This is a genomic window from Rothia amarae (genome assembly GCF_014705945.2).
Classification (GTDB): Bacteria; Actinomycetota; Actinomycetes; order Actinomycetales; family Micrococcaceae; genus Rothia; species Rothia amarae.
On the sequence record NZ_CP061538.1, the window covers coordinates 1,376,120 to 1,391,136 of the forward strand.

Below are 15,017 nucleotides of genomic sequence, written 5' to 3' on the forward strand. Positions count from 1 at the left end.
ATTTCTTCCCGGCTCGATAAACTAGTGCCATCATGAAAAAAATTCTCGAGTACCTTGACCCCAAACTGGCAGAGTCCTCCCACCACTACTTCCGCGGCGATTTCGCGTCGAATCCGCTCTCCAGCGATGAAATCTACGAAGCATTTCTTGAGTGGATTTCTGCCCGCGGAATGGAGTTATACCCTGCCCAGGATGAGGCGGTTCTTGAAATTGCGGGCGGTTCCAACGTCATTCTGGCAACTCCCACGGGCTCTGGAAAATCTACGGTTGCCATGGCTGCACATTTTGCCGGTCTTGCAACAGGGCAACGTTCTTATTACACCGCGCCCATCAAGGCTTTGGTGAGCGAAAAGTTTTTTGACCTCGTTGAGATTTTTGGTGCCGAGAACGTCGGTATGGTCACCGGCGATTCATCCATTAATTCAAATGCGCCGATTATTTGTTGCACCGCAGAAATTCTTGCCAACATTGTGCTTCGTGAAGGGCCGGGTGCAGATTTATGCCAGGTCATCATGGACGAGTTTCACTTCTATTCAGATCCTCAACGTGGATGGGCTTGGCAGACTCCCCTACTCGACCTACCCCAGGCACAGTTCCTGCTAATGAGCGCCACTTTGGGGGATACCACTCGCTTCGAAAAGGACCTCACTGAGTTGACGGGACGTCCCACTGCGCTCGTCACCTCAAAGACCAGGCCTATCCCCCTGCATTTCTACTACTCCACAGAACCTGTCCAAGAGGCAGTATCTGAACTTGTTTCTACCGGTCAGACACCGGTATATATCGTTCACTTCTCGCAGCTACAAGCCATTGATACTGCAAGTGCGCTGATGAGTGTTTCAATCGCGTCCAAATCGGATAAAGAGCGTATCAATGAACTGCTGGAAAATTTCCGCTTTTCTGCTGGATTTGGCAAAACCTTGCAACGTCTGGTCAAGAACGGAATCGGTGTGCACCACGCAGGCATGTTGCCAAAGTATCGCCGCCTGGTAGAACAGCTTGCACAAGCAGGACTGCTGAAGGTTATTTGCGGTACCGACACCTTGGGCGTAGGCATCAACGTACCCATCCGTACCGTCCTGATTACCGCGCTCTCCAAATACGATGGACAGCGTACCCGCCGTCTTAAAGCCCGCGAATTCCATCAGATCGCAGGACGCGCGGGCCGCGCCGGATTCGATACGGCCGGTACCGTCGTGGTTCAGGCACCTGAACACGACATTGAAAATGAGCGCCTCGAAGCAAAAGCCCGTGAAAAATTCGCAGGTGATGAAAAGAAAATGAACCAGTCACTACGCGGCAAGAAGAAAAAGCCACCGCAGGGATTCGTCGCCTGGTCGAAGAAGACTTTCGAACAGCTGGTAGAGGCTGAGCCAGAAGCACTGACCGGCTCTTTTGATATCACCCACTCCATGTTGCTGAATATTCTGCAGCGCGAAGAAGACCCGTTTAGGGTAGTCCGCCATTTGCTCACTGCCAATCATGAGCCGCCCGTCAAGCAACGCCAGCTCATGCGTAAGGCACTCGGAATTTACCGAGAACTCCTTGCAGGAGGTGTGGTTGAACGTCTCGATGAACCCGATGAATTTGGGCGCAACGTACGTCTGACCGTGCAACTGCAAGAGAACTTCGCTCTCAATCAGCCGCTCTCCCCCTTCGCGTTGGCATCTCTCTCCCTACTGGATAAAGAATCTGAGACATACGCTCTCGACGCTGTGTCCATCATCGAAGCGACCCTGGAGAATCCCCGCCAGGTGCTCAATATGCAAGAGAAGAAAGCGAAGTCTGAAGCTCTTGCCGAAATGAAGGCAGAGGGCATGGACTACAACGAGCGCATGCGCGAACTCGACGAGGTCACCTATGCTAAACCGCTTCAAGAAACTCTCGAAGCTGCTTTCGAGACCTATCGTTCGAGTGCGCCGTGGATGAGCGAATTCGAAGTAGCACCCAAATCAGTAGTGCGCGATATGTACGAGCGGGCCATGGATTTTGGCTCCTACGTGCAGTATTACTCGTTGGACCGCTCCGAAGGCATTTTGCTGCGCTACCTCTCCGACGCCTATAAGGCGCTGCGGCAGACGGTACCGCTTTCAGCTTTGACCGAAGAACTCACCGACATCATAGAGTGGTTAGGCGAAATTATTCGCCAGACCGACTCCTCCTTGGTGGATGAATGGGAACGTCTGGCAGCGGGTGAAGACCCTCTGAAGGTACGTGAGGAAGAAGAAACCATCGGCGAAGAAACAGCGCCGGTTGTCACCGGTAATCCCCGCGCTTTCAAAGTCATGATCCGCAATGCTCTCTTCCGCCGCGTCGAACTATTCGCCGACGAAAAAGACCGAATCTTGGGAGAAATGGACGGCGAATCCGGCTGGGACGCAGACCGCTGGGCTGATGCTCTCGATGAGTATTTCGACGAATACGACGACATTTTCACCGACGCCGCAGCCCGATCGCCGCACCTGGTTGCCATCGATGAAAACGTTAAAGAACATCCCGGCATGTGGAAGGTGACCCAATCTTTCTCTGATCCCGAGGATAACCACGACTTCGGTATCCGAGCAAATGTTGATTTGAAGGCTTCCGACAAGGCGGGTCTGCCCGTCCTTCGCATCACTCACGTAGGAGCACTCTAAATGGTTTTAGCTCTATCCCCTCAACTTCCGGTTCCCTCTCATCAAGTGGGAGCAACCGTCGCCGTCGGAGATTTTGCGCTCACCGACCATTACTTTTCGGTACCGGTAACCCACGGGTTGGTGTACTCGCTGGGGCGTGAAGCGGCAGAAAACCATCCGCTGGCTCAACGAACTCTCACAGTGTTTGCCCGTGAAGTAGTCAATACGTCATCTGAGCTGACCATCAGCCCCGAAAACCGCCCCTTCATGGTCTATTTGCAAGGTGGACCGGGCGGCAAAAGCCCCCGACCCACCATAGACTCCGGATGGGTCCACGAACTCTCTAAAACCCACCGCATCGTGCTTCTCGATCAGCGTGGCACCGGACTTTCCACGCCGCTTTCAGCCCCTTCCATCCTTGCCCAAGGCTCCGTGAGAGAGCAGGAACAGTACCTCGAACTCTTCCGCGCCGATTCGATCATCGCCGACGCCGAAGTCATCCGCTCATATCTTCTAGCTGAAAGAAAAGATCAGCGATGGTCCACCATGGGCCAAAGCTTCGGCGGCTTCCTCACGCTCTCCTATCTCTCATTCGCGCCCGAATCCCTCAGAGATTCCCGCATGACAGCAGGCCTAGCCCCCATCCGTGCACATATCGACGACGTCTACCGGCATACCCTTGAGCGCGTCAAAGAACGCAACGAAGAATTCTACGGCTGGTACCCCCAAGACCGCGTTCTCGCAGCTCGAATTGCCGAATTTATTCGCGAGAAGAAGCCAACCCTTCCCACCGGTGAAACACTCACCGACCATCGCTTCCAGATGCTCGGCGCATACCTCGGTGGAAACGCACGAGTACGCGAACTGCACTACATCCTCGAAACCGCTTTCGCAGAATCGAACAATTACCTCTCGGCGCAATTCCTCAGCTCCGTCAGCGAAATTGTATCCTTCGCTTCCGCCCCGCTTTACGGACTCCTCCACGAATCGATTTACGCCGACGGTTCCGCTCAGGGAGCTTCCCCCTCCCCCGCACCCACCAATTGGTCGGCAGCGCGCATGGCGAATGCCCGAGATGATTTCTCACCCGAAGCTGAAACGCTCTTATTTACCGGCGAGCACATCTTCCCCTGGTACTTCGAAGAAGACCCCGCCCTTGCACCGCTCCACGACGTCGCCCACGCGCTCGCTGAAAAAGACGACTGGGGCAAGCTATACGACCACGAACAGTTTGCCCAAAATACCGTACCGTTGGTTGCTGCTGTCTATCGCCCCGATATCTATGTGGACTATGAACACTCCATGAAAACAGCACAGGCAGTAGCGAATACTCGCGTCTGGTCATCGGACACCCACCACCACGATGGGCTCAGCGCTGACGGCACGGCGATTCTTACGCATCTGAAGAATCTGCTGGCTGATAACCGGTAGACTGGGTCGCATTCGCATTTTTATTTAGAGGGGGAATTCGCGTGGTTACACGTGCACAATTTCTAGGCGGTACAGCACTGGGAGTGCTTGCCGCATCCATGACAGCAACCAGCGCTTCGGCAGACAGCTCTGACCGTATGCTCATCGCCACCGACGAAGGGATCAATCCCGGGGACGACGCTGTCAACAACAAAATCAACAAACTCATAGATCGCCTAGCGGGCGACGGCGGCGGGGCAATCATCTTTCCTCCGGGAATTTACAACGTTGATTCTGACGGCATTCAGCTCAAAAACCAGGTCAGCATCATGGGCTTGGGGGAAGCAACCCAATTTCGCCCCGTAGGCGAGTGGAAGGAACTTGCCGGCGTCTTTCGCATTGGATCGCATAGCTCCCCCTCTTCTGATCCTGTGTACCGCACCGGAATTCACAATCTCTCCATCAAAACCGGCGAAGATTCAATGGCTCATACCGATGCCATCCCTAACACCGTGGGTATTCTCTTTAACACTTCAAACGGCGATAAGCCGGCGGATCCAGATGCGGCGCACCGCATTTCAGGTATTACACTATGGGATTTGGATATGGGGATTATCCTCAAAGGAAAAGATGACCAGGGTTGCACGGTCAGCGACATCCGCGGACGCCGTTTTCTACGTACAGCGCTACAGGTGGGTGAAATTGGGGCCGAAGGCGGAGCGGACAATCAGTTCTCCATGATTGATTTTTCCTCTGCAAATTTGTCACGCCTCGATTGCGCCACCATCGAAATTTATACGTCCAATTGTTCATTTTCCCAGGTCAAAAGCTGGTATTCAAAACGTACGATGAGCTTTGATGAGGCAGTCAAAGCCGGTTCCGGTTACTACGTTAAGGGAACCCGTAACACGTTCAGCCAGTGCGATGCCCAGGACAATGGTGGTCACGGTTTCGTGCTCGAATACCCCAACAACACTCTGATGAACTGCGTTTCAGATTCCAACGGTTATGCCGAAAACGTTTCGGGCAAGGCTAATCCCTCAGAAGCACACGGTTTCCATATCCTTTCCGGTGCGCATGGGACTCAGCTCATTGGATGTCAGTCCTTCAACCGGACAAAGGATAAGCCTGGCCAAAAGATTGGTTTCTGGATTGATAATTCTAATACGCAGGTAACTCTTATTGGTTCTGCTGCCGACAATACAGAAGCCGCTGCGCAAACAGGTTCATTGAATCAATCGCAGAAGACAGTGCTCAATACAGACGATAAGAAGTAACATTTCATCTAGCAAGAAGCCCTCAACACCGATTCGGTGTTGAGGGCTTCTTGGTATCTAACTTATTTCAAGCGATGAATGATTACTGTTGCATGTATGCTTCGTGTTCACCGCGAGCACGGGAAACTAAGTCTTGGAATTCTCGTTCTGAGTCAATCAGTTCGTCGCGGTATTTCTGAGGTACGTTACGAGACTTTGCGGTGGCGTCGTCCAGCTTTTTCTGTAGCTCGTTGCGTTCCTCAGTGGATGCGTTATCGGGAAGTTCCAGGTACTGCTCGGATAGGCGCTGTACCTTTTGGATGGCAGCGAGTGCTTTGCCCTTGGGGCTCAGAAGCGATGCCAGAACGGTGATGGTCAAGATACCGATAATGACCGTGAGAGAAAGACCGATACTAACTTCCACTACGTGAACTGGCTGACCGTCGTTGATGAAGGACAGGGTGTTCTCGTGCAGGGCGTGGAGGAGCAACTTGACACCGATGAAGGCGAGGATTGCAGAGAGACCCCAGGAGAGGTAAATCAGACGATCGAGCATTCCATCAATGAGGAAGTATAGCTGGCGCAGACCCATGAGGGAGAATGCGGTAGCGGTGAAGACGATGTAGGATTCCTGGGTTAGACCGAAAATCGCGGGAATGGAGTCAAGTGCGAACAGAATATCTGTACCGCCGATAGCCACCATCACCAGCAGCATGGGGGTCATAACCTTTTTGCCGTTTTCTACGGTGAAGAGCTTATCGCCATCGTAGTAATCGGTGGTGTGGAAAATCTTTTTCGCCAGACGAATGATGAAGTTGTTGGCTTCATCTTCCTCATCTTTATCGGTTACTTCGCCCTTGATAAGGTTGCCTGCGGTCCAGAGCAGAATAATACCGAAAAGGTAGAAGACCCAGCTCCAGCGCTCAATAGCCGCGGCACCTACCAGAATGAAGGCGGTGCGGGCGATCAAAGCAAAGACGATGCCAAAAAGCAGTACCTTCTGCTGATCTTCACGCGGAACCTTGAAAGAGCCCATAATGATCAAGAAAACGAAGAGGTTATCAACACTCAATGCTTTCTCGGTAATGTAGCCGCCGTAGTATTCTGCGCCGAACTGCGGGCCGTCCCAGATGAGGATGACCAGGCCGAAGAGTAGAGCGATACCTACGTAAAATGCTGACCAAACAGCGGCTTCTCTAATAGTAGGTTCGTGCGGTTTGCGCACGTGAAAGAAAAAGTCATAGGCCAAAAGAGCCAAAATGACGGCGATTGTTACCGCCCATTGCAACCCAGAAATATGCATGGGAGCCTTTCTTGTGGTGAGGATATGCCAGAAACCACAAGTCTCTCCCACCACCAATAGACGGTGGTTTTCTACTCCGGTTGAACATCTTTGGTCAACGTGCTGACGAAATAGAAATTAGCGGGATACTCCCTTGCTCGTGCTAGAAGTTTACCCTAGATAAGCGCACGTAGCTTAAGTTATTCCACGTGAGGTTAAGCAAATCCCCGTGTGCTGGCTATTCTGCCACCACACGGGGATTAATTCACAAGCAACTTAACTGTTTATTTACCTTGCGCCGTTTCTTCGTCCTGGGAAGCCACGGTAAAGCGTTCACGCATATGTTTGGGTGCTACAGCTTCATCAATTAGTGCAACTGCAAAATCTTCTGCCGAAACAAAACCACCGGCAGGGGTATCTTTGCTTTCAAAATACAGACCGGTGCGAACGCCGGGAGCAATGACGAACGCAGGAGCGAGCATAGTCCACTTGAGCATGGAGGCATTCTCACGGTAATCATCGAGGATTCCTCCAAATTTCTTGGCTTCGGAGCGGTATTCCTCGGGAAAATCAGGGGTGTTGTAGAAACGCTCACCTTCAGGATTCTCTAACGCACCGGCTCCGCCGACCACGATGAGGCGGCCGCTGGGCGCTGCGGCAATGAGCTGAGAGTGCAGGTTTTTCATGCTTTCATCGGACTGGTCTCGACCAGCGGTGGCGATAATAGTGGCATCGTGGCTGTTGATGACCTGGACCAATTCGGTGGTGTTGGTTGCGTCCAGAGAGTACCCGGTTGCTCCGTGGACGTCGTTGCCCTTGCGCGAGTAGGCATCTACTTCATGCGAGCGCCCTACTGCTTCTGCTATCGCCCGTGAACCTACCATTCCATTGGCACCAATAACTGCTATTTTCATTGCCGTATCCTTTCGTTTATTTTCCAACAGTCTTATTCTGTGTTGACCTTTTCAAAACCGATGTGCCTGTGAAAATATTCCCGAACGGTCTAAACGTTCGGGAATATTTCATAGTGAGACGGCTGAAGAATAATCTTTACAGAGTCCTGAATTCTATAGCTTAGGCGTGCCCCGCGTTCTTCATTTGCCGCAGTTCTTTCTTCAAGTCGGCAATTTCGTCGCGGAGACGACCAGCCAATTCGAACTTAAGCTCTTCTGCGGCTTTCATCATCTGCGCCGTCATATCTTCAATCAGATCTATGAGGTCCTCTGCCGGTGCCGCGGCCAAACCATCTGAACGCACCCGCGCTTCAGCACGAGCCAGAACTTCTGCGGCTTCACCGGACGCCTGGGCGTTTTTCGCCGAGCCCTTTTTCTGGGAGACCGGTGCCAGCTTACCGTTTGCTGCTTTACGCTGCGCAAGTAGTTCAGCAGTATCTTCGACCTCGCGGTTGAGCTGGTCGGTGATGTCAGCAATTTTTTTACGCAGAGGGGTCGGGTCAATGCCGTGCTCTTTGTTGTAAGCGGTTTGAATTTCCCGGCGGCGGGTGGTCTCATCAATCGCCGTACGCATAGAATCGGTGATCTTATCCGCGTACATGTGCACCTGCCCCGAAACGTTACGCGCGGCACGCCCAATGGTCTGGATAAGTGAAGTAGTAGAGCGCAGGAAGCCTTCTTTGTCGGCGTCCAAAATGGCAACCAAGGACACCTCAGGCAGGTCCAAACCTTCGCGAAGCAGATTAATACCCACCAAAACATCGTAGGATCCCATGCGCAATTCTCTCAGTAGTTCAATACGCTTGAGGGTGTCGACGTCCGAGTGCAGGTACTGCACGCGCACCCCGTGCTGGGAGAGATATTCGGTCAGGTCCTCTGCCATTCGTTTAGTCAAAGTGGTCACGAGAACACGCTCGTCCCGATCCACTCGAAGCCGGATTTCCTCCAGCAAATCATCAATCTGCCCCTTGGTCGGTTTGACCACGATTTCAGGGTCCACCAAGCCGGTGGGTCGGATAATCTGCTCCACTACCCCGTCCGCCTGGGACAGCTCGTATTTACCAGGGGTTGCCGACATATAAACGGTTTGTCCGATTCGATCCAGAAACTCGTTCCATTTGAGCGGTCGATTATCCATCGCCGACGGCAGGCGGAATCCGAATTCGACCAGTGTACGCTTGCGGCTCATATCGCCTTCGTACATTGCTCCAATCTGAGGAATGGTCACATGTGACTCGTCTACTACGAGCAAGAAGTCATCGGGGAAATAATCCAACAGACAGTGCGGAGCGGAACCGGGTGCGCGCCCGTCAATATGGCGGGAATAGTTTTCGATGCCATTGCAGAAACCCATCTGCTCCATCATCTCAAGGTCATACTGAGTACGCATGCGCAAACGTTGCGCCTCAAGCAGCTTGTTCTGCCCTTCTAGTTCGTTGAGGCGGTTGCCGAGTTCGTCTTCGATGGAGTGAAGAGCACGAGCCATTCGTTCGGCACCGGCAACATAGTGAGAAGCGGGGAAAACGTACATCTCTTTTTCCTCGCGGATGATATTGCCCGTCAAAGGATGCAGGGTATAAATCGCTTCAATTTCATCGCCAAAGAATTCAATCCGAATAGCGTTTTCTTCGTACATGGGGATAATTTCTACGGTGTCCCCACGCACGCGGAAGGTTCCGCGGTGAAAATCCATATCGTTGCGCACATACTGCATATTGACGAAGCGGCGCAGTAGTTCATCGCGGTCGAGCTCTTGTCCTACTTTCACCGTGACCATCTGTTCAACATATTCTTCGGGCGTACCCAAACCGTAGATGCAGGAAACGGTAGATACCACGACGACGTCGCGGCGCGTCAGCAAGGCATTGGTGGCTGAGTGACGTAGACGCTCCACTTCTTCATTAATGGAAGAGTCTTTTTCGATAAAAGTATCGGTCTGGGGAACGTAGGCCTCTGGCTGGTAGTAGTCGTAGTAGGAAACGAAATATTCAACAGCGTTGTTGGGTAACAGTTCGCGCAACTCGTTGGCAAGCTGGGCAGCCAGGGTTTTGTTCTGCACCATGATTAGTGTCGGCCTTTGCACCGATTCGATGAGCCAGGCAGCTGTTGCTGACTTACCTGTGCCGGTGGCACCCATAAGAACGACGTCTTTTTCTCCGGCGTTGACACGTTCTGTCAGCTCGGCGATGGCTTTTGGCTGGTCGCCTGCGGGTTTGTATTCTGAAATGACTTCGAAGGGCGCAACTACACGCTCAATTTTCTGCGCAAGACTCATAGATACAAGAGTACAACTGTGGAGATAGTTGAACTAGAACATACCTACGAATTATTCTCTGCGCCAATTTCAGTTGGTCAGTCAGTTTTTATTGGGTGAGTCAATGGTTCGATTCTAGAAAGTATGTGGGTATTTCACTTCTTTCTTATTGTGAATTTATCAAAATAAGGTAGAGTTTGAAGAACAAGTTGTCAGAAAAACGAACTCTACTGACCCAATCGGGAAGGATTATCATGGTTGAGAACCCCCTGAAAAAAATCAAAGAAACGGTAACAGGTGGCTCCCCCGTCAATCACCGCGGCGATTTTACCACCACTACCACCGGGACTCCCGTGGCAGATGACGCTCACTCACTCACCGTGAGCAACGATGGTCCCATCGTCCTACACGACGTCTACACCGTAGAAAAGCTGGCTCAGTTCAACCGCGAACGCGTTCCCGAACGTAACCCCCACGCCAAAGGCGCCGGAGCTTACGGCGTTCTGGAAGTCACCGAGGACGTTTCTGCTTACACCAAGGCAGCCCTCTTCCAGCCCGGCGAAAAAACTGACATGCTGATTCGTTTCTCCACCGTGGCAGGCGAGCAAGGCTCACCCGATACTTGGCGAGATCCCCGTGGCTTCTCCATGAAGTTCTACACCACCGAGGGAAACTACGACCTCGTGGGCAACAACACCCCTATCTTCTTCATCCGCGACGGCATCAAGTTCCCTGACTTCATACACTCGCAAAAGCGCCACCCTCAAACCGGTTTGCGCGATCACGACATGCAGTGGGATTTTTGGAGCCTCTCCCCCGAGTCCGCCCACCAGGTTACCTGGCTCATGGGTGACCGCGGTCTGCCCAAGACGTGGCGTCATATGGATGGCTTTGGATCCCACACCTTCCAGTGGATTAACGCTGAAGGTGAGCGCTTCTGGGTCAAGTACCACTTCAAGACCGACCAGGGCATCGATTTCTTGACTGAAGAAGAAGGCGCCAAGATGGCAGGTGAAAACCCAGACTTCCACCGTGAAGACCTCTATAACGCCATCGAAGAAGGCAACTATCCTTCGTGGACTCTCTACGTTCAGGTCATGCCTTACGAAGATGCAAAGACCTACCGCTTTAATCCTTTCGACGTCACCAAGACCATTTCGCAGAAGGATTACCCGCTCATCAAGGTCGGTAAGCTCACTTTGAATCGCAACCCGCAGAACTTCTTCGCTGAAATCGAGCAGGCTGCCTTCTCGCCGGCGAACATGGTTCCTGGTATTGCCGTTTCACCTGACAAGATGTTGCTCGCGCGTATCTTCTCCTACCCAGATGCCCAGCGCTACCGCATTGGTACCAACTATGCTCAGTTGCCGGTCAACCAGCCCAAGAATGCGCAGAACAACAGCTACTCGGTAGAGGGCTCTATGCGTTATCAGTACACCCCCGCCGATGCCCCGAACTATGCGCCCAACAGCGTTGGAGGTCCGGTAGCTGATTCAGATCGTGCTTTCGAATCTCGCGGCTGGGAGTCAGACGGTGAGATGGTACGCGCCGCAGCAACTTTGCACTCAGAAGACGACGACTTCGGCCAGGCACGCACCCTCTATGCTGAGGTTATGGACGCCGCAGCTCGGGAACGTTTGGTCTCGAACATTGCCGGGCACCTGGGCGTGGTGAAATCCGATGAGATTCGCGAACGCGGTATGAAGTACTGGGATAACGTTCATCCAGAACTTGGTGCACGCGTACGCGAGGCTATTGCTCAGCAGCGAGCATAAGCTAGCCACGAGATAGCTTTTTTCTGAAGCTATTTTCAACGATGAAGGGGTCGGGGAGAAATCTCCCCGACCCCTTCATCGTTTATGATTACACACCTTTATTCTGCCGATGTGCTGGAACTCTTTTCAGTCTTCGAATCAGCTTTAACCGCCCTTATCTGTCCCGTATTAGGCACACGAGCTTCAAATTCTGGCTCCGTTCCTTCTTCAAACTCGGGCCTTATAACCACTTCCTGAACGGAGCTGAAGTCCTCGCGCGCACGTCGGCGATATTCTTCAGCGGGGATAACCTGCTTCCACTGGCGAGTTCTCATAGGAGCTACTTCCCCAGCATCTTCACGCAATGCGCGAATAACCATCCACATTTGCAAGAACCCCAGAATAAAGACGGGGAAACCCACCACGATAATGACATGTTGCAGAATATCTAGACCGGAGTCTCCTGTTGTCACGAGAATAACCGCGCACACTACTCCGATGCAGAGCGCCCAAAAGACCCTTTGACGTTTAGGAGCTTTATCTTCATGACCGTTAGCGATTGCGTCCATAGTCAGCGCTGCTGAGTCGATGGAGGTAATGAAGAAGATAGTGATGACTAAAACGGTGAAAGGCGCAACGAATTCAAACAGAGGGAAATGCCCCAGGAACTCGAAAAGAGCTGCCGGAATGTCACCTTTATCCACTACATTTTCAATCAGCTGACCATTCTGGTTGCGCTCAATATCAAAAGCGTTCATCCCGAAAATACCAATCCAAAACATCACAAAAATGGAAGGTACGGCCAGCACGCCAATCACAAACTCTCGAATGGTGCGCCCTTGAGAAATACGGGCAATAAACAGTCCCACGAAAGGAGCCCACGACACCGTCCAAGCCCAGTAAAAGACAGTCCACGAGCCTATCCATCCGGTGTCTGCAAAGGCATCGTTGAAAAACATCATTTCGGGTAGACGCATCAAGAAATACCCGGCAGACTCAATGGTTCCCATCAAGACAGTACGGGTAGCGCCGGCCATCAGGATGAAAAGCAGGAGTGCTACCGCCATCAAGATGTTGAAGTAGGACAGCCGTTTCACGCCTTTGTCCATACCAGCTACCACTGATGTGATGCCTGCAGCAGTCACTAAAGCAATAATTCCAGCTTGGATCCATCCGACATAAGGAACACCGTAGAGAATCTGCAAGCCCGAATTGATTTGGAGGGCTCCAAGACCTACAGATACAGCCAGCCCAAATACGGTAGAGATAATGGCCAACGCATCTATCATCTTGCCGAGCGGACCGTGAATACCTTCACCGAGAATCGGCTGAAAAATTGACGAAACACGCGGGGGTAGTTTGCGCTTATACGTAAAATATCCAAAGGCAAGCCCAGGGACGGTTAAAATGACCCACATAAACAGCCCGATATGAAAGTTAGAAATTGCCAGCGCATCGCGGGCTGCCCTATCGGACTGAGGTTCGACACCGTCATAGGGCGGGTTAGCGAAGTGAGAAATAGGTTCTGCGGCTCCCCAAAAGAGAAGCACTGCGCCAACTCCAGCAGCGAACAGCATTCCAAACCATGCCACGCCTGAATACTGCGGAACCGAATCGTCTGGCCCTAGTTTAACGCGTCCAAATCGGCTTGCTGCTAGATACACCAGGAAGATGAAGAATAAAGCATTGCCCAGGACGTAAAACCACCCAAAATAGGTGATAATCCATTGAGCCATGGCACCAAAGACGCCTTCCATTTGTGTGGGAAAGGCGATAAAGCTGAGGGTAAAAAGTGCTATAAACCCTGCAGTCGTAAAGAAAATAGGGGGATTCGTACGCAATCCCAATCTGTCATGGAGTTTTAGCAACACGGGTTTCCCGGTGGAGGTTGTGGTCTTACAACGGCACTATGATCCACCCCGTTGTAAATCGTCCAAAAGAAACGACTTAATGATGGTATTGATTTTAGAGTTCAGAATCCATTTATGAAGCAGGCTGAATGATTTCTTGCCAGACCCGTTCCACCTGGTGCTGTGTGTCTTCTCGGCTGCCGGAGTTGTCGATAATCCAACGGGCTATCTGGGCTCTTTCCTCATCGCTGGCCTGCGCCTTGATACGTGCCAGGGCATCTTCTTTCAGAATCCCACGTTGGGTGGTAAGGCGTTCCAAACGCACCATCTCATTTGCACACACTACAATGACGCCGTCGAAGCGGTCGGCTTGCCCTGTTTCAGTAAGTAGTGGGATGTCTTCGATAATGGTTGCGTTCTCCCCCTGCTGTGCGACGGCTTCCTCCCTCAGTAATTGAGAGCGCTCACGTACTGCAGGGTGAACAATCGCGTTCAGCTTTTCCCGTTCTGCGGGGTTCGCGAAGATGAGGGAAGCTAGGTGGGGGCGGTTGAGTTGCCCGTTATCCAACAGTATTTCCTCACCGAATGCGGCAACTACCCGTTGTAACGTTTCTTCACCTGGTTCCATAAGTTCGCGTGAAATGGCATCGGCGTCAATAATAAAGGCACCTTTGTCTGAAAACATGGCGGCAACAGTCGATTTGCCTGAACCGATTCCCCCGGTGAGTCCATAATGCGGCAATGTGCTGACCTTTCAACTTACTTATCTTTTTCAACCCCACACTATCGCGCCTTTTCCCACAGGACACTTCAACAAGCTTCTTCCCCATAGAATAAGGAGATGAATACCGACCATGAAACTCGTGCCACCTCATACGCCGTTCTTACTCAATGGGAGCCTGTTCAATCGCTTTTGGAAATTAAGAGGAGTGAGTTTATCGCCTTTGCCCAGCGTGTAGAATCCGAGGCTGATGCGAGGGCATTCATAGAGTCTTTGCGCAAGCAGTATCACGATGCCCGCCACGTATGTTCGGCATTCGTCATTGGTGCAGACCGAGATATTCAAAGATCTTCGGACGATGGAGAACCTGCCGGAACTGCTGGTATCCCTATGTTGCAAGCTGTACTGGCAAGGAGAACTGACCCCGATTCGGAAGCTAGCAGTACAAATCTCTCTGATATTTGCGTGGTAGTTGTTCGCTATTTTGGCGGAATCAAACTCGGTGCTGGCGGTTTGGTGCGGGCATATACAGACGCCGTGGTTCAGGTACTTGATGAAGCAACTACGACTCAGCGACGACGCCTACGGGCGGGCGAAGTGAAACTACCCCATGCAGAAGCAGGAAAGTTTGAAAACGAGGTGAGGTCTCTAGGGTTTACTATTATCTCAGTCGACTACTTCGCCTCGCACGCTGTGGTTACTCTCGGTGTATTTGATTCTCCCGCCACCCGCAATGAAGCTAAGACTAAAGTAGCCGAACTGACCATGGGTAAGGGAGAAATTTCATGGGGAGAGACGTCGTGGGTTGATGAGGTAATGAATTAGCGACGCAGGCGTATTAGGTCCCAGCTCAAACATCGCGTGTTTCGCTAGGCGAAACTCGCACGACTCTCCTGCTCTGTTAATCTTTACCGGCAAATAA

The 15,017-nt window shown here is 52.0% G+C and carries 10 protein-coding genes; 5 read left to right on the plus strand and 5 right to left on the minus strand.

Annotated features, from left to right (window positions below):
• The first annotated feature begins 32 nt into the window (after positions 1–32).
• Genes IDM48_RS06585 through IDM48_RS06595 form a run of 3 tightly spaced genes read left to right on the plus strand, consistent with a single transcriptional unit; the run spans position 33 to position 5,302 of the window.
• Positions 33–2,636: a DEAD/DEAH box helicase gene (locus IDM48_RS06585; protein WP_190616599.1), complete on the plus strand. Its 2,604-nt coding sequence runs from the start codon at positions 33–35 to the stop codon at positions 2,634–2,636.
• Positions 2,637–4,046 carry an alpha/beta fold hydrolase gene (locus IDM48_RS06590; protein ID WP_190616601.1) on the plus strand — a complete coding sequence of 470 codons (1,410 nt, stop codon included), beginning with the start codon at positions 2,637–2,639 and terminating at the stop codon, positions 4,044–4,046.
• Between the two features lie 41 nt (positions 4,047–4,087).
• Complete coding sequence (locus tag IDM48_RS06595; RefSeq protein ID WP_190616603.1) at positions 4,088–5,302, plus strand: right-handed parallel beta-helix repeat-containing protein; 1,215 nt, start codon at positions 4,088–4,090, stop codon at positions 5,300–5,302.
• A gap of 82 nt (positions 5,303–5,384) precedes the next feature.
• On the opposite strand, the gene IDM48_RS06600 is transcribed toward IDM48_RS06595, so the two are convergent.
• The 3 genes from IDM48_RS06600 to uvrB all read right to left on the minus strand — a co-directional run bounded on the left by IDM48_RS06600 (position 5,385) and on the right by uvrB (position 9,791).
• Entirely contained in the window at positions 5,385–6,584 is a 1,200-nt protein-coding gene (locus IDM48_RS06600; protein ID WP_145174507.1) for a TerC family protein, read from the minus strand.
• 263 nt (positions 6,585–6,847) lie between these two features.
• The gene (locus IDM48_RS06605) at positions 6,848–7,477 is read right to left on the minus strand and encodes an NAD(P)-dependent oxidoreductase (protein WP_190616605.1); all 630 of its coding nucleotides are present in this window, start codon (positions 7,475–7,477) and stop codon (positions 6,848–6,850) included.
• Between the two features lie 160 nt (positions 7,478–7,637).
• Entirely contained in the window at positions 7,638–9,791 is a 2,154-nt protein-coding gene (uvrB, locus tag IDM48_RS06610; protein ID WP_145174501.1) for an excinuclease ABC subunit UvrB, read from the minus strand.
• 233 nt (positions 9,792–10,024) lie between these two features.
• On the opposite strand from uvrB, the gene IDM48_RS06615 reads away from it, so the two are divergent.
• The gene (locus IDM48_RS06615) at positions 10,025–11,545 is read left to right on the plus strand and encodes a catalase (protein WP_190616607.1); all 1,521 of its coding nucleotides are present in this window, start codon (positions 10,025–10,027) and stop codon (positions 11,543–11,545) included.
• A gap of 98 nt (positions 11,546–11,643) precedes the next feature.
• Here IDM48_RS06615 and IDM48_RS06620 read toward each other — a convergent pair whose 3' ends face one another.
• Positions 11,644–13,395, minus strand: a complete 1,752-nt coding sequence (locus tag IDM48_RS06620) for a BCCT family transporter (RefSeq protein ID WP_083147364.1) — start codon at positions 13,393–13,395, stop codon at positions 11,644–11,646.
• A 112-nt stretch (positions 13,396–13,507) separates the two neighbouring features.
• On the minus strand, positions 13,508–14,116 hold the full coding sequence (coaE, locus tag IDM48_RS06625; RefSeq protein ID WP_190616609.1) for a dephospho-CoA kinase: 609 nt from the start codon (positions 14,114–14,116) through the stop codon (positions 13,508–13,510).
• A gap of 99 nt (positions 14,117–14,215) precedes the next feature.
• Here coaE and IDM48_RS06630 point away from each other — a divergent pair, with 99 nt between their 5' ends.
• Positions 14,216–14,920 carry a YigZ family protein gene (locus tag IDM48_RS06630; protein ID WP_190616611.1) on the plus strand — a complete coding sequence of 235 codons (705 nt, stop codon included), beginning with the start codon at positions 14,216–14,218 and terminating at the stop codon, positions 14,918–14,920.
• The last annotated feature ends 97 nt before the right edge of the window (positions 14,921–15,017 follow it).